Raw genomic sequence first — 18,663 nt, 5'->3', positions numbered from 1 at the left:
CCGAGAACCCTCGCTCTACGTCATCGGTCGCTCACATTGTGCAGCATCATTCGACGGCGGGCACGGCGTCCTTCGAGGTGGTCGCTTTCGTGGTGGCCTGGCCGGTGGCGACCCGCCGATCCCATGGCAGCGCGCGGACGAGGAAGGCGATGACGATGAAGGAGGAGTAGGCCCACCACGGATGGGAAGCCCAATAACCCACACCGATGACCTCGTACAACCGCAGATAGCCGAACGCGGCCCACAGGCTCGCCAGAGTGATCGCGGGCCAGACGGCGCGGGTCGGCCTGGCGAGCAGGAAGGGGACCGGCCACAGCAGGTACTGAGCGCCGAGCCGGTGGGTCACGATGAGGAAGACGAGCAGCAGGACGAGGGTGAGGTCGACCGGGTCGGCCCGACGCCACCACCACGCCGCCGCGGCCAGCCCGAGCACGAGCACGACCATGCCGATCCGGCCCAGGATCGGCGACTCGGCCTGGGCGCCGCCCGTGAAGAGCGGCGTCCAGCCCCAGTCGCCCACCACCGGCCTGGTCGACATGATGCGCGCCGCCAGCTCGGGCAACTGGCTCAGCGAGGTGTCCAGGAACACCGAGCCGGACAGCAGGAACGCCGCCGGCACACCGGCCGTCCACCCCAGCACGGTCAGCCGCCCCCGGGCCCCGGCCACGGCCAGCACGACCCCGGGGACGATGAGCACCGACCAGTGGGTGCACGCGATCGACAGGCCGATGAGCAGCCCGGCGGCGTGGGCGCGCTGGGAACGCGCGCAGACCAGCGCGGCCACCGCGAACACCAGCGTGATCGGCGGGAACTGCCCGTGCAGGGCGCTCACCATCACGCCCAGCGGGACCAGCGCGTACTGGAAGGCGCGCAGGTTGCCCTTCTCGGCGCCCGCGAGCTTGGCGACCAGCGCGATGAGCACGAGGTCGGCCACGACGGGCACGATCCGCCCCGCGATCCCCCACGACAGGCCGAGGATCTCGCCCAGCTTCAGCTGGCCGGCCAGCACGTACGCGAGGAAGGGCAGGAAGTGCCAGCCGCCCTCGCGCAGGTGCATGGTGGGGTTCTGGCCGTTCAGCACGGCCTGGCCCGCGTCGACGAAGTCGTGGCCGAAGTCGTACGGCACCACGGGGTCGTTGGCGGCGGGCAGCATGACGGCGAGACGCAGCACCGCACCGGCCGCGAGTGCCACCCACAGCGGCGGTGCCCATCCGCGGCGCCCGGCGATCACCGCCAGCACCAGCCCCACCACCAGCGGAGGTCCCATCACCACTGCAGGGCTCACGCCTCTCCCCTCATCGCCTGGCCGCCGTACGCCGGAGGTCGGTTGCCGGAGGAAGGTAGCCTATGGGATCGCTGAAAGCACTCCGCGCACGGCCGGCGACGGGCGGGCTCGTGCGTACGAGGGCCCCGCGAAGGCCGGTAAGGTCGGTTGTGACCTAAGTGAAAGGAAACGCCGAATGCCGGAGCTTGACGGGACCCGTGTACTCGTCACCGGAGGATCGGGATTCATCGGCAGGCGTCTCGTGTCGGCATTGCTGGCCGGCGGGGCCGAGGTCGTGGTCGCCGACCTGGTGGAGCACCCTGACAAAGCGGTGGAGTGCGTCGTCGGTGACCTGTGCGATCCGCAGGTGAGACAGAAGGTCGTCACGCCCGGCCTCGACGCGGTGGTGCACCTGGCGGCGGTGACGTCGGTGCTGAAGTCGGTGTCCGACCCGGCCGGCACGTACCGGCTCAATGTCGAGGCGACCGCCGACCTGCTGGAGCTGGCCCGCGAGCGGGAGGTGCCCGCCTTCGTGCTGGCCTCGACCAACGCGGTCACCGGCGACGTCGGCTCGACGCCGATCAGCGAGGACCTGCCGCCCCGGCCGCTCACGCCGTACGGCGCGACCAAGGCGGCGGGCGAGATGTTGCTCAGCGCGTACGCGCAGTCGTACGGCATGCACGCGGCCTCGCTGCGGTTCGCCAACGTCTACGGCCCCGGCATGCGGCACAAGGACAGCTTCGTGCCGCGCCTGATGCGCGCGGCAGCCGCGGGCAAGGGTGTCCAGGTCTACGGCGACGGCATGCAACTGCGCGACTATGTGCACGTCGACGACATCGTCCAGGCCGTTATGCTCGCCTGGCGGGTGCGGCACACCGGGCCGCTGGTGGTCGGCTCCGGCCGTTCGGTGAGCGTCAACGACCTCATCGACGCGGCCCGCCAGGTCACCGGGGCGCCCATCCCCGTCGAGCACGTTCCCGCCAAGCAGGGCGAGATGCCGGCGGTGGTCCTGGACATCTCCCGGGCCAGGGCGCTCGGATACGAGCCGCGACACGACCTGACCACAGGAATGGCCGGAGTTTGGCCCGACTTCTCCGGCGACGAGGAACACACATGACCCCAGAGACGACGCAACAGGACATCGACGCCGCCGCGCTGGCGGCGTTCACGGCCGAGCACGGCGCGGACCTGCCGCCGATCGCGATCGTGATCGCCGCCTACAACGAGGAGGACGGCATCGGCGACGTGGTGAAGTCGCTGCCGTCCCAGATCGACGGACACGACTGCGCGACCATCGTGGTCGTCGACGGCGCCACCGACGACACCGCGGCGGTCGCCCGCAAGGCGGGCGCGATGGTCTGCGACGTCCCGGTCAACCGCGGCCAGGGGGCGGCGCTGCGGCTGGGTTACCGCATCGCGCGGGCCGGCGGCGCCGACTACATCGTGACGACCGACGCCGACGGCCAGTACGACCCGGCCGACATCCCGCGGGTGCTGGCGCCGGTGTTGCGGGGCGAGGCCGACTTCGCGACCGGTTCGCGGGTGCTGGGCCGCCAGGAGACCTACGACCGGGTGCGCCGCGCCGGGGTCCACGTGTTCGCGTTCCTGATCAGCCGGCTGACCGGGCAGAGCGTCACCGACACGTCGTTCGGGCTGCGGGCGATGCGCGCGCAGGTCACGGGGGCCGTGGAGCTGCGCCAGCCGCAGTACCAGTCGTCGGAGCTGCTGATCGGCGTGATCGCGCGGGGCTACCGCGTCGCCGAGGTGCCCGCGACGATGCGGCTGCGCACCGCCGGGAGCACCAAGAAGGGCGGCAACCTGGTCTACGGTTACCGCTACTCGCGCGTGGTGCTCGGCACCTGGTGGCGGGAGCGGCGGCGGCCCGCGCCGCTGCCCGAGCCGGTCTCCGAGCGCCCCTTTCCGGCGAAGACGAAATAGTGGAACAGGGCGAACTTCGCCACGAACAGTAGCCCGTAGACGCCGAGGAACACGGCCCCCACCAGGATCACCCGGGGGCCGTGCTCCAGTGGCGCGGCCAGCCGCGCCGCGACCCCGGTCGCCCAGGTCGACAGCGCCAGGGCGGCCAGCGAGGTCAGCCAGAAGCCCAGCACCTCGCGCAACGGCTTCGGCTGCTCCCGGTGCCGGAAGACCCACCACCGGTTGAGCACGAAGTTCAGCACCGCGCCGCTCGCCCACCCCGCCGCGGACGCCTGTCCCGGCGTGAGCAGATGGGTGCCGTACGCCGTCAGCAGCGTGGCCTCGCTGACCACGCCGGCCGCCACGGACGCGGTGGTGTACCGCGTGAAGACGCGTGGCAGCCGGCCCAGCAGACGGCGCAGCAGATCAGTCACGCCGCGCATGCCCGCTCTGCGGCACCCGGAAGACTCCCAGCACCGACTGCCCGAACGGAATCGGCAGGACGCGGTCGAGGACCTTGGTCACCGGGACGATCACGCGGTCGTACAGGCCGACCATGCCCGACTTGGGGGTGCCGGCCCGCCCCAGGCGGACCGCCGCCCACCACGCCACGCCGCCGAGCAGGTTGACCGGGCGGGACACCAGCACCTCCAGGCCGGCCCGCTGGGCGACCTGGCGCATGGTGGCGGGGGTGTAACGGCGGAAGTGGCCGACCCTGCGGTCGAAGTCGCCGTACAGCGCCATGTAGGCGGGCACCCACAGCACGACGGTGCCGCCCGGGCGGACCGAGCGGGACAGCAGGCTCAGGACGGCGGCGTCGTCCTCGAAGTGCTCGAGGACGTTCATGGCGACCACGGTGTCGACCGGGTCGTCGAGGCACGCGCCGGCGCCGAGGTCGAACTGCAGGGCCTGCACGTTGGGGTGGGCGGCGAAGCGGGTCTTCATCACCTCGACGGCGTCGGGGTCGACGTCGCTGACGACCAGGCGCCGCCGGTCGGTGAACTGCGCCGCGAACTCGCCCAGCCCCGCGCCGACCTCCAGCATGCTGGGCCCGCAGAACGGCGAGATCAGCTCGTACTGGTAGCGACGGTAGCGGGGCTTGTCGGCCCCGCCCTCCTCCGCCTCGCGGCCGGTGGCGCGGGCGAAGGCGCCCTCACCGCCGCTCGTCACCGCCGCTCACCGGCGCCGCGCCAGTTGACCCGGGGCTGCATGGCCTCCAGGTTCGCCCGGTCGCCGTAGCGCTTGGCGATGTCGAAGAGCGAGGTGATCAGCGTGTCGGACAGCAGGTGCGGCTCGAGGCCGAGCTTCACCAGCGCCGTGTGGGTGACGTTGTAGTAGTGCTGCTCGAACTCGACGCGCGGGTTGTCCAGGTGGTCGATGGTCACCGCGCCGGGGAAGGCCTCGGCGACCGTGTTGGCGATGTCGAGCACCGACATCGACTCGGTCATCTGGTTGAACACGCGGAACTCGCCGGGCTCGGCCGGGTTGTCACAGGCCAGCTCGATACAGCGGACGGTGTCGCGGATGTCGATGATGCCCCGCGTCTGGCCGCCGCTGCCGTAGACGGTCAGCGGGTGGCCGAGCACGGCCTGGATGACGAACCGGTTGAGCACCGTGCCGAAGACCGCGTCGTAGTCGAAGCGGGTGGCCAGGCGGTCGTCGAGCGCGGTCTCGGCGGTCTGCTGGCCGTAGACGACGCCCTGGTTGAGGTCGGTGGCGCGCAGGCCCCAGATCCGGCAGGCGAACTCGATGTTGTGGCTGTCGTGCACCTTGGACAGGTGGTAGAACGAGCCCGGTCGCTTGGGGTAGAGCACCCGGTCCTTGCGGCCCTTGTACTCCAGCTCCAGCCAGCCCTCTTCGATGTCGATGTTGGGCGTGCCGTACTCGCCCATCGTGCCGAGCTTGACGAGGTGGATGTCCGGGTCGATCTCCTTGATCGCGTACAGCAGGTTGAGCGTGCCGACCACGTTGTTGACCTGCGTGTAGACCGCGTGCTTGCGGTCGATCATCGAGTACGGCGCCGCACGCTGCTCGGCGAAGTGCACCACCGCCTCAGGACGGAAGTCCTTGATCATCTGGTAGGTGAACTCCGCGTCGCAGAGGTCGCCGATGAACATCTCGATCGACTTGCCCGTCACCTGCCGCCAGGTTTCGACGCGGACCTGCAGTGACTCGATCGGGACCAGGCTGTCGGCGCCCAGCTCGAAGTCGTACTGGCGCCGCACGAAGTTGTCGGCGACCGCGACATCATGACCGGCTTGTGACAGGTAGAGCGCAGTCGGCCAGCCGAGATAGCCGTCACCGCCCAGGACCAACACCCGCATAAAACTGATCTCACTTTCACTACGAGGTACTGCCGACACCCACAGAATGTCCTGGACTGTACCGAGGTTTGACGAGTGCACCGGCAACAGACTTATGTAAAGTCCTAGCACAGCTACGGGCCCAACCTCGATTCAGCGGGCCACTTCTTCAGCTGTTCCACAGGTACTGCAGAGCGTATCTGGAACTTCCCTGGGAGAGTCCCGTGCGGGGGGACGAGCGGACACACCCACAGCGCTCACTATGTACGCTTTCCTCCGTGAAGTCCGACCTCCTCGCCCGAGTCCGCACCTTGGGCGAAGGCTCTACCCCTCTGCCAGAAGGACACACCCCATGGGGGAATTCACCGAGGTCCGCGCCACGATCGACGGCCACGAACGGGCGGCGGAGCTGGCGCACGCCATCCTGACCGCGGGCCTGGCCACCTCGATCGACATCGCCGAGGCGCCCGTGCCGCACCGCGCCGAGCCCGCCTGGCAGCTCACGCTGGTCACGACGGCCAGGCAGCTCCCGCTGCTGGAACGGCGCATCAAGGACAGCGGGGCGGACCTCGTCAGCGAGCCGGTCGAGCTGCCCTGACTCACGGGGCCGCGGGCCGCATCAGGCCGTGGCAGGCGATCGCCGCGGCGGCCACGACGTTGAGGGAGTCGACCCCGGCCGCCATCGCCGAGGCGCTCATCGGGATGCACACCGCCTCGTCGGCCTCCTCCAGCCAGTGGGACGACAGCCCGTCGCCCTCGGCGCCGAGCAGCAGGGCGACCCGCTCGGAGCGGGCGGCGGCCTCGAGCGGGGTGGCGCTCTGGTCGGGGGTCAGGGCGAGCGTGCGGAACCCGGCCTCGCGCAGTTGCTCCAGGCCGCGGAACCAGTCGTCCATCCGCGCGTACGGGATCGAGAAGACCGCCCCCATCGAGACCTTGACGGCCCGCCGGTAGAGCGGGTCGGCGCAGCGGGGCGACAGGACGACGGCGTCGACGCCGAGCGCGGCGGCCGAGCGGAAGATCGCGCCGACGTTGGAGTGGTCGACCAGGTCCTCCAGCACGAGCAGCCGGCGCGGGCCGCCCTTGAGGCCCTTCAGCAGCGTCTCCACCGACGGGAGCGGCAGGCGTTCCATGGAGGCGAGCGCGCCGCGGTGGACCTGGAAGCCGGCGATGCCGGACATGATCTCGTCGCTGACGACGTAGACGGTGGCGTCGCCCAGCACGTCCTGCAGCGAGGTCAGCCAGCGCCGCGTGGTGAGGACCGAGCGGATCGGGTAGCCGGCGCCGACGGCTCGCCTGATCACCTTCTCCCCCTCGGCGAGGAACAGGCCGCGCTCGGCCTCGAGACTCTTGCGCAGCTCGACGTCCCGCAGCCGGGTGTAGTCGGACAGGCGGGGGTCGCCGGGGTCGGTGACGTACTCAAGCACCTTCCGATACTGCCATGCGCCGCCTGACCTGCCAGACGGCCGCGTAGCAGACGAGCACCGCGCCCAGCCCGATCACCGTGCCCACGCCGGTCTTCGTGATCAGGCTGGGCAGGCCGAGCGCGGGGCTGGGCTCGTCCACGAGCGGCCAGAGCAGGCCGCCCGCCACGACGCCGGCGGCGCCGGCCGCCAGGGTCAGCAGGCGGGCCCGCGGCGAGCTGCGCAACCGCTCCGGCACGGGCGCCGCCTCCATCCGCGACAACCGCCGCCAGGCCCACCAGACCACCACGGCCAGCCCGATCGCCGACGAGGCGTACTGAAGCAGGCGGAAGAGATCGATCACCCCGAGAACGGAGATCGACAACCAGGAACCCCACTCGACCACGCCCGTGTGGTGGGTGAAGGAGTCCCACAGGACGTGCGTGGCCGCCCCGATCACCGCCCCGACGACCATGGGCGCGAGCCGCAGCCGTCCGGGGACGAGCCGCGCGGCCCGCCCGGCCAGCGCGGACGGCAGCAGCGCGATCAGCGGGTCGCGCAGCACGGCGTGGAAGAACGGCAGCAGGACGAGCACCGCCAGGGGATTGAGCGTCACCACCCCCGCCCAGGAGTGCCAGTCGGTGTAGTCGGGCAGGATCGGCAGGAAGAGCGGCAGGTCCGGCGCCATCGTGCCGAGCGCCAGCGCCCAGGGATCGGCGAACCTGCGCACGCGCCGCGACGCCAGCAGCGGCACGACCGCGGCGATGTGACTGGGCGTGAACGGCAATGCCCCTCCCCCGTGCCCGGCGATCCTTGACGATCATTATGCGCGGTGAATCTTGACCATGCTTTGCCGCCGCCCTACGGCCTCACGGTGCGCGACGGGTACGGTACGTAGCGCTGTCGACGGCCGGATATCCGGAGGTTCGGGGGTTCATGGTGCCTGACCAGCGGATTCGGGAGCGTCCGGCCGCGTCAGCGGAATGGCTGCGGGCCGCGCGGGCCGCCCGCGCGTTGTCCCTGGTCACGCTCGTCTGGCTGGGCGTGGAGAGCGGGCTGGGCCTGGCCGCCGGTCTGGCCGCGCATTCGGTGGCGCTGATCGGGTGGGGGCTCGCGGCGCTCGTGGAGGCCGCGGCCAGCCTGATCGTGGTGTGGCGCTTCACCGGCGCCCGTACGCTCTCGCCGAGCGCCGAGACCACCGCCCGGCGCGCGGTGGCGGTGAGCTTCTGGCTGCTGGCGCCCTATCTCGTCCTGCACGTGGCGTACGACCTCGACGCGGGGCACCGGGCCGAGCCGAATCTGCTCGGGATCGTGGTGACGTCGCTGAGCCTCGCCGGCATGCCCGCGCTGGGTCTGGCCAAGCGCCGGCTGGGGGCGCGGCTGGCCTCTCCGTCCACGTCCGGCGAGGGCACGCAGAACCTCATCTGCGCGGCCACGGCGGCCTGCGTCCTGGCCGGGCTCTGGCTCGGCACGCTGGGCTGGTGGTGGGTGGATCCGCTGGTCGCGGTGGCGCTCGCGGCGGTCGCCGTACGCGAGGGCAGGCGAGCCTGGCGCGGTCACGCATGTTGTCATTAACGCCACAGTAGGTAATCAGCGCACCAAAACCACGGTTTTGCCACAGAGACCGCACCGAGTATCGTTCCCGGAGTATTGCGGAGCTTCTCCCGCTAGGGTCTCCGGAAGGTCTCGAACAACCTAAGAGGACATCGTGGGGCGACACCGCACAGACGATCTCGACGGCGGATATCGAGCCGGCGAGCCGCCACCCCGCAGACGAACGAAGAACACCCGCGGGCGGGTGCTCGTCCCGCTGGCCGGCGCTGTGGCCATGGCCGTGCTGCTCGGTGTCGCCGCCTTCGTCATCTTCAACCGCGACCAGGACTGCTCGGGCGGCAAGCTGCCGCTGCGCGTCGTGGCGACCCCCGAGATCCAGCCCGCGCTGAACAAGATCGCTGCAGACTACAACAAGGCCATGCACTCCATCGACGACAAGTGCGTCGAAGTTACGGTGGCCGAGGAGGAGTCCGCCAGGACGGCCAACGCCGTGGCCGCGGGCAAGGCCACCGCCGACTTCTGGGTGGCCGACTCCAGCCTGCTCATGGAGAGCATGCGCGAGACCTCGGCGGGCGAGGAGCTGCCCCAGGTGGAGGGGTCGATCGCGACCTCCCCCGTGGTGCTCGCGGCGGCCAAGTCGTCCGCCTCGCGGCTGACCGACACGCTGCAGCCGAGCTGGTCCGCCATGATCTCGGCGGCGAACGTCGCCAACGTGGACGGCCCCGGCAGGAAGGTGCGCGTGCTCGCGCTCGACCCGCAGAAGAGCTCCGCGGGCCTGGCGGCACTGCTCGCCGCGGCGGGCACCGCGCGGGAGTCGGGCCAGGACAAGGAGCTGGTGGGCGCGCTGAAGGAGCTGTCGGGGCAGCTCGCGAGCGACTCGGCGGCGCTGCTGGCCAGCCTCACGGTGAAGTCGGGCAGCAAGGTGCCCATCGGCGTCAGCTCCGAGCAGGCCATCTACGCCCACAACACCGAGAAGCCGCAGTCGCAGGTGGTCGCCCTCTATCCCAAGGAGGGCACGCTCAGCCTCGACTACCCGGTCACCATCCTGACCGAGGACCCGAGCGTGCTGAAGGCCGCCGCCGACTTCAAGCAGGCCCTCGCCACCGAGTCCGCCAAGCAGACCCTGCGCGCCGCGGGCTTCCGCACCGACGAGGGCAAGGCCGGCGAGGTGCTGACGAAGGCCAAGGGCTTCGACCCGGAGAGCCCGGCGGCCCTCGACCCGCCGGACGGCGCGACCGTGGCCCGGGTCGTGCAGACCTGGTCCCGGCTGAACCTCGGCAGCCGCCTGCTCGCCCTGCTCGACGTCTCCGGCACGATGGCGCTGCCGGTGCCCGGGACGGGCATGACCCGGATGCAGGCCATCAACAAGATCGCCACCGAGGGCCTCGCGCTCTTCCCGCCCGACTCCGACATCGGCCTGTGGTCGTACTCCACGCACCTCGACGGGCAGGGCAAGGACTACAAGGAGCTCGTCTCCGTCGGGCCGCTGGCCGAGACGGTCGACGGCGTGCTGCGCAAGGACATGATGGTGCGAACCCTGGCCACGCTCCAGGCCAAGGCCACAGGCGACACCGGGCTGAACGACACGATCAAGGCCGCCTACACCGAGCTGACCAAGACCTACAAAGAGGACAAGGTCAACACGCTGCTGATCCTCACGGACGGCGCCGGCAACGACGACCCCGACGGCGGCGTCACCAACGCCCAGCTGCTGCAGTTCCTCAAGAAGACCTACAACCCGAAGCGGCCGATCAGCATCCTGCTCATCGCCTTCGGGCCCGAGGCCCGCAAGGGCAAGCAGCAGATGGACGCGCTGGCCAAGGCCGCGGGCGGCGAGGCGTACATCGCCGACGACGTGCTGCAGGTCCGCGACTTCTTCCTGCAGGGCATGGAACGCCGCATCTGCATGCCCAACTGCGACGGGTGAACCCGGCCATGAGCACAAATCATGCTCATCCGGCATGGCGGGCGAACCTGGACAATTAACGCCGCGTCCTCTCCGCGTGGGGCTTGAGTGCCCGTTCTACCCGCGGGGAGGGAATCCGTGCCCGGATGGCCGACCGTCGACCGTGCCGACGACCAGGAGCTGGTGGAGGCTCTGCGGCGCGCGGACACCGACGCTCCCGCCAAGCTCTACGACGCCTACGCCGAGCGCCTGTACGACTACGCGTTCTCGCTCTGCGCCGATGGCGACCTGGCCGCCGACGCCGTGCACGACGCGGTGGTCACCGCGCAGGGGTGCGTGCAGCGGCTGAAGGAGCCGGCCCGGCTGCGCCCCTGGCTGTACGCGCTGACCAGGTTCCAGGTGCGCGCCCGCCTCGCCCACCGCGGCGGGACCCCCGCCGCCGGCCTGCCGCTGCCCGACCCGTCCGAGCACGACGACCCCGAGCTGGCCGACCTGGTGCACGAGACGCTCGGCGAGCTGAGGACCGGCGAGCGCGAGGTGCTCGGGCTGTCGGTACGCCACGGCCTGACCCCCGCGGAGGTCGGCGCGGTGCTCGGCCTGACGTCCAGGCAGGCCGCGGCCCGGCTCGGCAGGGCCCGCGACCACCTGGAGAACGCCGCCGCGGCCGTGATGCTGGCCAGGACCGGCCGGGCGCACTGCCCCGACCTGTCGGCGATGGTCGACTCCTGGGAGGGCCCGCTGACGCCGCTGCTGCGCCGCCGGCTGTCGGGCCACATCGGCGGCTGCGAGGTCTGCACCGAGGGACGCCACCGCCAGGTCTCGGCCGGGCGGCTGCTCGACATGGTGCCGATCGCGTACCCGGGGATCTCGCTGCGCCGCCGGGTGATCGAGACGTGCGTCGACCCCGAGCTGGACCAGACCAGAACCCTCATCACCGATCGCGGGGACGACTTCGACCGCACGGGGTTCCCCGTGGTGGCCGAACGCCGCGCCCGCCGTCGCCGGCCGCGCCGTCTGGCTCCGGTGCTGCTGGCGGGGGCGTGCCTGGTGGCGGCGACGGGCGCCGTGGTCGTGATCAACGGCCGCGGCGCCTCCGACTCCACCTCGCTCACGCTGGCCCCCGTCCCCACCGCCTCGCCCTCGTGGGAGGACGACGTCACGCCGGGGGCGCCGGCCGAGGACGAGGAGCCGTCGCCGTCCCCCTCGTCCACGCCCTCCGCGACGCCGTCGCCCCGCCGTACGCCGTCGGCGGCGCCCGTCCCCGCGCCGAGCGGGCGGCCGGCCGCCTCGCGGCCGAGGACGCGTCCCGCCGCCGCGCCCACCGCCACCCGCCGCAGGGCCGCGCCCGGCGCCCGGCTCGCCGCCTCCTGCCCGCGCGAGATCGACGGCGCCGAGCGGATCGCGCTGAGCGCCCGCAACGCCTCGGTCTCCTGGGTCGCGACGGCCTCGCAGGGCCTGGACGTGCAGCCCGCCAGCGGGTCGGTCAAGGCGGGCGGCTCGGTGACGGTCTGGGTGACGGTCGTGAACCCGACCGAGCCGGGCACGGGCCGGGTCGCCTTCACCTCCAACGGCGGCACCGCGACCTGCTCGGTCTCCTGGGCCGGAGCCGACGTCCACGTGCCGGAGCCGCCGACGGACGCGCCGCCGGCCACCGACGAGCCCGCCGCCTCGCCCAGTGCCCACGCGGAGATCGGCACCGCCCTGGAACGGTCCGAACCGGACAGTCTGTCCGACGTCCAGTAAAGAGAGTCCCAACTCGCCGGAGATCCAGTTTGTAACCGACAAACGTGGATATATCGGACCCTGGCTCGAAGATAGCCCGCTACATAGGGCATCCTGGTGTGCTTGGGGACCGCGTCGGGGCCGGCGCGCACTTGACCGTGTGTTGAACGTCACACGAAAAATCTTTGCCCGCCGGTAAACCGGGGCGCGTCGCCAAGCGTCGGCATTGACGTGTCCAGGCACGGATTGGTCCCATGAACAGGCGATCAATCTTGCGTTTCGACCAGGAAGAGCAGGGAGAGAGAGACAGGAGATGCTCAAACAGCACCGCAGAGCGCTCGCCTGGCTGGTGGGGCTCGCCTGCGTCGCAGGTGCGGTAGTCGCGCTGTTCGATATCGAGACGCCGCTGCGTCCCTTCCTCATCTCCCTGTTCCTTCTGGTCGTTCCAGGAGCGGCAGTGGTGGGACTGTTGCGTGATCGTGACCCCCTTGCCGCACTATCAGTGGGAGCGGCGGCAAGTCTTGTGCTCAACGTGCTCCTCGCTGAGGCCATGCTGCTCTTCAATGCGTGGTCACCCCGAGCCGGTGTCGCGACGGTCGCCGTGCTCGGAGGGTTCATGTACGTGCTCCGGGTTCTGTACCGGGGGAAGAGCATGCAGACCGAACAGGGGGCCAGGGCAAGGTGAACATCCAGATAGTTCGGCCGGGAGAGCTCGGCGATTCCGAGCGAGCCCGCTGGCGGGAGTTGCAGAAGGCCGACCCGAATCTGGACAACCCGTTCCTGTCGGTCGAGTTCGCCGTGGCGATGGACCGTCTGCGCGACTACGTGCGGGTGGCCGTCATCACGGACGGAAACGGCATCCAGGGCTTCTTCCCCTACGAAAGGCACGCTTTCGGCATCGGCAAGCCGCTCGGCGGTTTCCTTACCACGTGTCACGGTTTGATCTCGATCCCCGAGCTCAAGCTCGACGCGAAGGCACTGCTGCGCGCGTGCAAGCTGACCGTGTTCGACTTCGACCATCTCGTGGCGGGGCAGCCGACGTTCGCCCCGTACGAGACCGATGTCCGGCCCGCGCCGGTCATGGACTTCACCGCCGGGTTCGAAGCCTGGCTGGAGCAGGTCAAGTCCAACTCGCCGAAGAACCTCAAGACGGTGCGCTACAAGGAGCGCAAGCTCGGCCGTGAGCAGGGCGAGCTGCGCTTCGAGTGGGCCTCGGCCGATCCCGAGGTCCTGCGCACGCTCCTCGCCTGGAAGTCCGACCAGTACCGGCGTACCGGCCGGGTGGACAGATTCGCCCAGCCGTGGATCGTCGAACTGACGGACATGATGCATGCCGAGAACTCCCCCGACTTCGGTGGAGTCCTCACCATGCTCTATGCCGGAGACGTACCGGTGGCCGGCCATTTCGGCCTCCGTACGGCTACCACGCTCGTGGGGTGGTTCCCCGCATACGACACCGAGTTCGCCCGCTACTCGCCCGGCATCGTCCACCACCTGCAGATGGCCGAGGCAGCCGCCAAGGCCGGCCTGCACATGGTCGACATGGGCAAGGGCGGCAAGGAGTACAAAGACTGGCTCAAGAGCGGGGTCCTGTACGTCGCCGAAGGCCGCATCTCACGACCGTCGCCCACCGCGGCGGTCCACTGGATCGGCCGAACTCCTTTCAACAAAGCCCGAACAATTGTCATGGATCGGCCGTCTCTCTATAGAGCGGCCGACCGTGTCCTGAAGGGCTTCGGTCGGGTGCGCACCTCGATGCAGCAGCAGGAGGAGTCACCCAACGGAGTAGTCAAAGAACCGACCGGAGCGAGTTAACCCCTCACTCACCCCCGGCACAGTACATACACCCTCACACTTCACAGCAGGACCCTTCGATGCACCGTCCGCCGGCGGAGCCGTCCCACCAGCACCCGGGACCGGTCCACACCGGCGCGCAGCGCAGGGTCCCGGAAGGATTTCCCTCGCCATGAGTCCCGAGATCACCAAGCACAACGGCAAGGTCCAGACCTCGCCCCCCTTGCGGTCGATGCCGCCACCGTCGAGCTTCACGCCGGTGACGCCGCATCTGGCCATCTCGCCGACGGTCAGCGTGGTCGTGCCCGCGATGAACGAGGCCGAGAACCTGCCGCACGTCTTCGCCACCATCCCGCAGTGGGTGGACGAGATCGTGCTCGTCGACGGCAACTCCGTCGACGACACGGTCGCCGTGGCCAAGCGGCTGCGTCCCAACGTCAAGGTGGTGACGCAGACCGGCAAGGGCAAGGGTGACGCCCTGGCGGCCGGTTTCGCCGCGTGCACCAGCGACATCATCGTGATGATCGACGCCGACGGCTCGACCGACGGCCGCGAGATCATCAACTTCGTGGGCGCGCTGGTGACCGGTGCCGACTTCGTCAAGGGCTCGCGCTACGCCTCCGGTGGCGGCAGCGACGACCTGACGCTCAACCGGCGCCTGGGCAACAAGGTGCTGACCGGCATCGTCAACGTCATGTACAACACCAAGTACACCGACCTGTGCTACGGCTACAACGCCTTCTGGGCCCGCCACCTCGACGTGCTCAACCTCGACTGCGACGGCTTCGAGGTCGAGACGCTGATGAACGTGCGCGCCGCCAAGGCGGGGCTGAAGGTGCACGAGGTGCCGAGCCACGAACGCAACCGCATCCACGGTGAGAGCAACCTGCACGTCGTCCGCGACGGCTTCCGTGTGCTCAAGACCATCCTGAAGGAGTGGCGCCGCCAGCCCACTTCCCCGCAGCCCGAGCCGACCGCCGCGCCTGCCGCCGACCGAGGCGTGGCGTAAGAAGGAACCCTGTGAACACGTCTGTTGTCATCTGCGTCTACACCGACGAACGGTGGGAGGACATCAGGCAGGCAGTCGAGTCGGTCGAGAGCCAGACACGCCCGGCACACGAGCTGATCCTGGTCGTCGACCACAACCCCGACCTGCACCTGCGTCTCAAGCGTGAGTATCCACAGGCCATCGTGGTGGAGAACACGCACGAGAAGGGGCTGTCCGGGGGCAAGAACACCGGCGTCGCCACGGCCAACGGCGAGATCGTCGCGTTCCTCGACGACGACGCCGTGGCCGATCCCGGCTGGCTGGAGGCTTTGGAGGAGGGCTTCCAGGAACCGGGCGTGGTCGGTGTCGGCGGCCGTACCGATCCCTTGTGGGCGTCGGGGCGGCGGCCGCGGTGGTTCCCGTACGAGTTCGACTGGACGGTCGGCTGCACCTACCGCGGCATGCCCGCGGTCAGGGCTCCGATCCGCAACGTGATGGGCGGCAACGCCGCGTTCCTGCGCGACGTCGTGGCCGAGGTGGGCGGTTTCCACAGCGGCATCGGGCGCAGCGTGCAGGGGCGCAAGTCGCGCCCCCTGGGGTGCGAGGAGACCGAGTTCTGCATCCGGTTGACGCAGCGCAAGCCGGGCTCGGTCATGTTGTTCGAGCCGCGCGCGGTGATCGGGCACAAGGTGTCCCGGCAGCGCGAGCGGTTCGCGTACTTCAGGTCCAGGTGCTATGCGGAGGGGCTGTCGAAGGCCCTGGTGACGCGGGAGGTCGGCACCCAGGACGGGCTCGCCAGCGAGCGGGCCCACGCGATGAAGACGCTGCCGCTCGGTGCGCTCCGCGGGGTCGGTGAGGCCCTGCGGGGCGACCCCGGCGGGCTCGGCCGGGCGGGCGCGATCGTGGTCGGGCTGGCCTGGACGGTCTGGGGTTACGTCGTCGGTTCCGTACGGCTGAAGGTGGCACGTTCATGATCCGCGTTCCGATCCTGATGTACCACTCGGTCAGCGACACGCCCAACGACGAGACGCGGCCGCACGCGGTGCGGCCGTCCGACCTGGAGGAGCAGCTGGCGTACCTGTCGGAGAGCGGCTTCACGCCGCTCACGCTGGGCGACCTGGTGGCCTCGTTCAACAAGAACAACGGCCGCTCGCTGCCCGGCAAGCCGGTCGTGCTGACGTTCGACGACGGCTACGCCGACTTCCACAGCCACGCGCTGCCGTTGCTCGAGCGCTACAAGTTCCCGGCCACGGTCTTCCTGACCAGCGGCTGGGTGTCCGACGCGGGCAAGGAGGCCGCGGGCCGGCCCCTCGACGCCATGTTGTCGTGGGGGCAGGCCCGTGAGGCCGCCCAGACCGGCATCGAGATCGGCGGCCACAGCCACAGCCACCCCCAGCTCGACCAGCTCCGCACCGACGACCTGCGGCAGGAGCTGCGCAAGAACAAAGGGCTGCTGGAGGAGAAGATCGGCGCGCCGGTCGCCACCATGGCCTACCCCTACGGCTACTCCAGCGCCCGCGTTCGCCAGGAAGTACGCAAGGCCGGCTATTTCGCCGCTTGCGCCGTGAGCAACGCGATCGCCGCCGATCGCCACGACATGCTCGCCATCCCCCGGTTGACGGTCGGCAAGGGCACGACCGTCAACATGTTCAAGCGCGCCGTCGAAGGCAACGCCGTGCCTCTCATCTACCTGCGCGAGCGCATCCTGACCAAGGGGTACGCCGTCGTGCGCAGGACGAGGTACGGGCTGCAACGGGTGCGCGGCAATGTCTAATCTCTGGAGCAAGCTCCTCGGCGATCTGCGCAACCCGCTGTTCCGTCAGGGCTACGCGCTCATGGTGAACACGGTGATCACCGGCGTGCTCGGCATGGGCTACTGGCTGCTGGCGGCCCACTACTACACGCCCGAGGAGTTCGGCCGCGGGCAGGCGGTGATCACGGCGATGCGGCTGTTCGCGTCGCTGACCGCGCTCGGGTTCGTGGGCGCGCTGGCCCGGTTCCTGCCGGTGTCGGGCCGCCGGACCCCCGAGGTCATCCTGCGCGGGTACGGCCTGGCCGCCGCCACCGGCGGGGTCGCGGCGGTCGGCTTCCTGCTGACGCTGCCGCTGTGGGGCGAGACGTACTCCGTGCTGGCCGGGTTCGGGCCGGGGTTGTTCTTCCTGGCCTCCGTGGTGGTGTGGGCGGTCTTCACGCTGCAGGACGTGGTGCTGACCGGGCTGCGCCGGGCCACGTTCGTGCCGCTGAACAACCTGGTCTTCGGCCTGGTGAAGATGGGGCTGCTGGTCGCGCTGGCCGGCGCGCTGCCCGAGGGCGGCATCTTCGTCTCCTGGGTCATCCCGACCGCGCTCGCCCTGATCCCGGTCCAGTGGCTGATCTTCGGCGTGGTCGTGCCCCGGCACGTCAGGCAGGCCGACGCGGGGCAGGACCCGCCGCGGCTGCGCGAGATGGGCAGGTTCCTGGCCGGTGACTTCCCCGGCACGCTGTCCATCCTGGCGATCGTCTACCTCGTTCCCGTGGTGGTGGCGACGCAGGTGGGCGAGGCCACGTTCGGGCGCTTCGCGATGGCGCACACGCTGGCCAGCATGATCGAGCTGCTGGCCATGAACATGGCGGTGTCGCTGACCGTCGAGGGCTCGTTCGACCGTACGCAGCTGGCCCAGAACTCCCGGCGGGCGTTGCAGCGGGCGTTCCTGATCGTCACGCCGATCATCACGGTGGCGATCCTCGGGGCGCCGCTCATCCTGCGGATCTTCGGGACGGAGTTCGCCGACGAGGGCACGACGCTGCTGCGGCTGATGTCGCTGGCGGTGCTGCCCCGGGTGCTGATCGAGGTCTACCTGAGCGCGCTGCGGGCGCAGAGCAAGGCGCGCGCGCTGGCGGTCGTCCAGATCGGGCTGGCGGTGCTCGTGCTGGTGTCCACCGTGGTGCTGTTCCCTCACTTCGGGGTGAACGCGGTGGGGTACGGACTGCTCTTCAGTGAGCTGCTCGTGGCACTTTTGATCTTCGGAAATCTGCGCAAAATACTCAAGTTCGGCGAAACTGCAAGGTCGGCTGTCACCCAGGGGTCGTCCGGGGCCGCATGATGGTCAGCGTGACGCAACGGGACGGCGATGGCATGGCAACGGGGATGACCGGCTCCTCGGATGAGCACAAGGAGAATTCAGAGGTGCCCTTCGATCCGGACGCGACGGGAGTCATCCCCAAGTTGACGTTCGACCCCCCGGAAGAGGAGGGTCGCGGCCCGGCCAAGGACGCGAAGGACACCGCGAAGGAAGCGGCCGAGGACGCGGCCAAGAGCCCCGCCAAGGAGGCGGCCGAGAGCTCCGCCAAGGAGACGGGCGCGGGCTCCGCCAAGGACGCCGCCAAGGCCTCTGCCGAGAGCCCTGCCGAAAGCTCCGCCACGGGCCATGCCGAGAAGGGCACCCAGTCGGACGCCGAGACGACCACGGCCATCCGCCTGCCCACCCCTCTCCACATCGGCCAGCCGCCGACCCCGGAGCCCCCGTCCACCGCGACGGGCGCACCCGGTGCGTCCGCCGTCCAGGGCACCAAGCCGACCTCGACGGCTTGGAACTCCCCCCAGACGCCCACGCCGGCGAGCTCCACCTCGAGCACGCCGAAGCCGGAGGGTTCGACCTCGGGCGCGCCGAAGGACGCCACGCCGGGCGCCTCCGCGAGCCCGGCGTCGGGCACGTCGAAGGGTGCTGCCGAAAACGCGGCCGAGACGCCGACGACGGACCCGGAGGCCACCACCAGGGTCCCGACTCGCCCGGCCCAGCCGAAGACGCCTCAGAGCCCCTCGGCCGCCCCCAAGC

Annotated in this window: 18 protein-coding genes and 1 pseudogene; 13 read left to right on the top strand and 6 right to left on the bottom strand. The window is 70.3% G+C overall.

What is annotated here, in order from left to right:
- Positions 1–46: 46 nt before the first annotated feature.
- A complete protein-coding gene (locus C1J01_RS19995) occupies positions 47–1,285 on the bottom strand; it encodes a glycosyltransferase 87 family protein (RefSeq protein ID WP_146615661.1) in 1,239 nt (412 codons plus the stop codon).
- Positions 1,286–1,460: 175 nt separating this feature from the next.
- On the opposite strand from C1J01_RS19995, the gene C1J01_RS19990 reads away from it, so the two are divergent.
- Positions 1,461–2,381, top strand: a complete 921-nt coding sequence (locus tag C1J01_RS19990) for an NAD-dependent epimerase/dehydratase family protein (protein ID WP_111180504.1) — start codon at positions 1,461–1,463, stop codon at positions 2,379–2,381.
- Positions 2,378–3,202 (top strand): glycosyltransferase family 2 protein, encoded by an 825-nt coding sequence (locus C1J01_RS19985; RefSeq protein ID WP_111180503.1) that lies wholly within the window; start codon positions 2,378–2,380, stop codon positions 3,200–3,202. Before C1J01_RS19990 ends, C1J01_RS19985 begins: the two co-directional genes overlap by 4 nt.
- Here C1J01_RS19985 and C1J01_RS19980 read toward each other — a convergent pair.
- Genes C1J01_RS19980 through C1J01_RS19970 form a run of 3 tightly spaced genes read right to left on the bottom strand, consistent with a single transcriptional unit; the run spans position 3,100 to position 5,505 of the window.
- Positions 3,100–3,615 carry a GtrA family protein gene (locus C1J01_RS19980; protein WP_181448863.1) on the bottom strand — a complete coding sequence of 172 codons (516 nt, stop codon included), beginning with the start codon at positions 3,613–3,615 and terminating at the stop codon, positions 3,100–3,102. The genes C1J01_RS19985 and C1J01_RS19980 overlap by 103 nt on opposite strands.
- On the bottom strand, positions 3,608–4,351 hold the full coding sequence (locus C1J01_RS19975) for a class I SAM-dependent methyltransferase (protein ID WP_111180502.1): 744 nt from the start codon (positions 4,349–4,351) through the stop codon (positions 3,608–3,610). The genes C1J01_RS19980 and C1J01_RS19975 overlap by 8 nt, the downstream gene beginning before the upstream one ends.
- Positions 4,348–5,505: an NAD-dependent epimerase/dehydratase family protein gene (locus tag C1J01_RS19970; RefSeq protein WP_111180501.1), complete on the bottom strand. Its 1,158-nt coding sequence runs from the start codon at positions 5,503–5,505 to the stop codon at positions 4,348–4,350. Before C1J01_RS19970 ends, C1J01_RS19975 begins: the two co-directional genes overlap by 4 nt.
- A gap of 331 nt (positions 5,506–5,836) precedes the next feature.
- Here C1J01_RS19970 and C1J01_RS19965 point away from each other — a divergent pair, with 331 nt between their 5' ends.
- Positions 5,837–6,082: a hypothetical protein gene (locus tag C1J01_RS19965; protein WP_111180500.1), complete on the top strand. Its 246-nt coding sequence runs from the start codon at positions 5,837–5,839 to the stop codon at positions 6,080–6,082.
- 1 nt (position 6,083) lies between these two features.
- Here the strand turns inward: C1J01_RS19965 and C1J01_RS19960 are convergent, their stop codons facing one another.
- A complete protein-coding gene (locus tag C1J01_RS19960) occupies positions 6,084–6,908 on the bottom strand; it encodes a TrmH family RNA methyltransferase (RefSeq protein WP_111180499.1) in 825 nt (274 codons plus the stop codon).
- The gene (locus tag C1J01_RS19955) at positions 6,901–7,671 is read right to left on the bottom strand and encodes a DUF4184 family protein (RefSeq protein WP_111180498.1); all 771 of its coding nucleotides are present in this window, start codon (positions 7,669–7,671) and stop codon (positions 6,901–6,903) included. The genes C1J01_RS19960 and C1J01_RS19955 overlap by 8 nt, the downstream gene beginning before the upstream one ends.
- Before the next feature lie 149 nt (positions 7,672–7,820).
- On the opposite strand from C1J01_RS19955, the gene C1J01_RS19950 reads away from it, so the two are divergent.
- From C1J01_RS19950 to C1J01_RS49185, 10 genes and pseudogenes are all read left to right on the top strand, one after another.
- Positions 7,821–8,459 (top strand): cation diffusion facilitator family transporter, encoded by a 639-nt coding sequence (locus tag C1J01_RS19950; protein ID WP_111180497.1) that lies wholly within the window; start codon positions 7,821–7,823, stop codon positions 8,457–8,459.
- A 133-nt stretch (positions 8,460–8,592) separates the two neighbouring features.
- Positions 8,593–10,365 (top strand): substrate-binding domain-containing protein, encoded by a 1,773-nt coding sequence (locus tag C1J01_RS19945; RefSeq protein WP_235854547.1) that lies wholly within the window; start codon positions 8,593–8,595, stop codon positions 10,363–10,365.
- A 117-nt stretch (positions 10,366–10,482) separates the two neighbouring features.
- Positions 10,483–12,087, top strand: a complete 1,605-nt coding sequence (locus tag C1J01_RS19940) for a sigma factor (RefSeq protein ID WP_181448862.1) — start codon at positions 10,483–10,485, stop codon at positions 12,085–12,087.
- A 292-nt stretch (positions 12,088–12,379) separates the two neighbouring features.
- Positions 12,380–12,751 (top strand): hypothetical protein, encoded by a 372-nt coding sequence (locus C1J01_RS19935; protein WP_111180494.1) that lies wholly within the window; start codon positions 12,380–12,382, stop codon positions 12,749–12,751.
- A complete protein-coding gene (locus tag C1J01_RS19930) occupies positions 12,748–13,881 on the top strand; it encodes a GNAT family N-acetyltransferase (protein ID WP_111180493.1) in 1,134 nt (377 codons plus the stop codon). Before C1J01_RS19935 ends, C1J01_RS19930 begins: the two co-directional genes overlap by 4 nt.
- Before the next feature lie 151 nt (positions 13,882–14,032).
- On the top strand, positions 14,033–14,869 hold the full coding sequence (locus tag C1J01_RS19925) for a glycosyltransferase family 2 protein (protein ID WP_111180492.1): 837 nt from the start codon (positions 14,033–14,035) through the stop codon (positions 14,867–14,869).
- 11 nt (positions 14,870–14,880) lie between these two features.
- Positions 14,881–15,822, top strand: coding sequence for a glycosyltransferase family 2 protein (locus tag C1J01_RS19920; RefSeq protein WP_111180491.1), 942 nt, complete (start codon positions 14,881–14,883; stop codon positions 15,820–15,822).
- Positions 15,819–16,622 (top strand): polysaccharide deacetylase family protein, encoded by an 804-nt coding sequence (locus tag C1J01_RS19915; RefSeq protein WP_111180490.1) that lies wholly within the window; start codon positions 15,819–15,821, stop codon positions 16,620–16,622. Before C1J01_RS19920 ends, C1J01_RS19915 begins: the two co-directional genes overlap by 4 nt.
- Positions 16,615–17,931 (top strand): lipopolysaccharide biosynthesis protein, encoded by a 1,317-nt coding sequence (locus C1J01_RS19910; RefSeq protein ID WP_111180489.1) that lies wholly within the window; start codon positions 16,615–16,617, stop codon positions 17,929–17,931. Before C1J01_RS19915 ends, C1J01_RS19910 begins: the two co-directional genes overlap by 8 nt.
- An 8-nt stretch (positions 17,932–17,939) precedes the next feature.
- Positions 17,940–18,663, top strand: a pseudogene (locus tag C1J01_RS49185) (hypothetical protein); the annotation flags it as partial.

It is taken from the genome of Nonomuraea aridisoli (assembly GCF_003236395.1).
GTDB classification, from domain to species: Bacteria; Actinomycetota; Actinomycetes; order Streptosporangiales; family Streptosporangiaceae; genus Nonomuraea; species Nonomuraea aridisoli.
This window is presented reverse-complemented; position numbering and strand designations above follow the sequence as displayed.

What these genes read in the sequence shown, in the direction of transcription:
- C1J01_RS19935 (WP_111180494.1), top strand. Translation starts at nt 12,380, where the DNA reads ATGCTCAAACAGCACCGCAGAGCGCTCGCCTGGCTGGTGGGGCTCGCC.
- C1J01_RS19970 (WP_111180501.1), bottom strand. Translation starts at nt 5,505, where the DNA reads ATGCGGGTGTTGGTCCTGGGCGGTGACGGCTATCTCGGCTGGCCGACT.
- C1J01_RS19965 (WP_111180500.1), top strand. Translation starts at nt 5,837, where the DNA reads ATGGGGGAATTCACCGAGGTCCGCGCCACGATCGACGGCCACGAACGG.
- C1J01_RS19910 (WP_111180489.1), top strand. Translation starts at nt 16,615, where the DNA reads ATGTCTAATCTCTGGAGCAAGCTCCTCGGCGATCTGCGCAACCCGCTG.
- C1J01_RS19990 (WP_111180504.1), top strand. Translation starts at nt 1,461, where the DNA reads ATGCCGGAGCTTGACGGGACCCGTGTACTCGTCACCGGAGGATCGGGA.
- C1J01_RS19950 (WP_111180497.1), top strand. Translation starts at nt 7,821, where the DNA reads ATGGTGCCTGACCAGCGGATTCGGGAGCGTCCGGCCGCGTCAGCGGAA.
- C1J01_RS19915 (WP_111180490.1), top strand. Translation starts at nt 15,819, where the DNA reads ATGATCCGCGTTCCGATCCTGATGTACCACTCGGTCAGCGACACGCCC.
- C1J01_RS19925 (WP_111180492.1), top strand. Translation starts at nt 14,033, where the DNA reads ATGAGTCCCGAGATCACCAAGCACAACGGCAAGGTCCAGACCTCGCCC.
- C1J01_RS19985 (WP_111180503.1), top strand. Translation starts at nt 2,378, where the DNA reads ATGACCCCAGAGACGACGCAACAGGACATCGACGCCGCCGCGCTGGCG.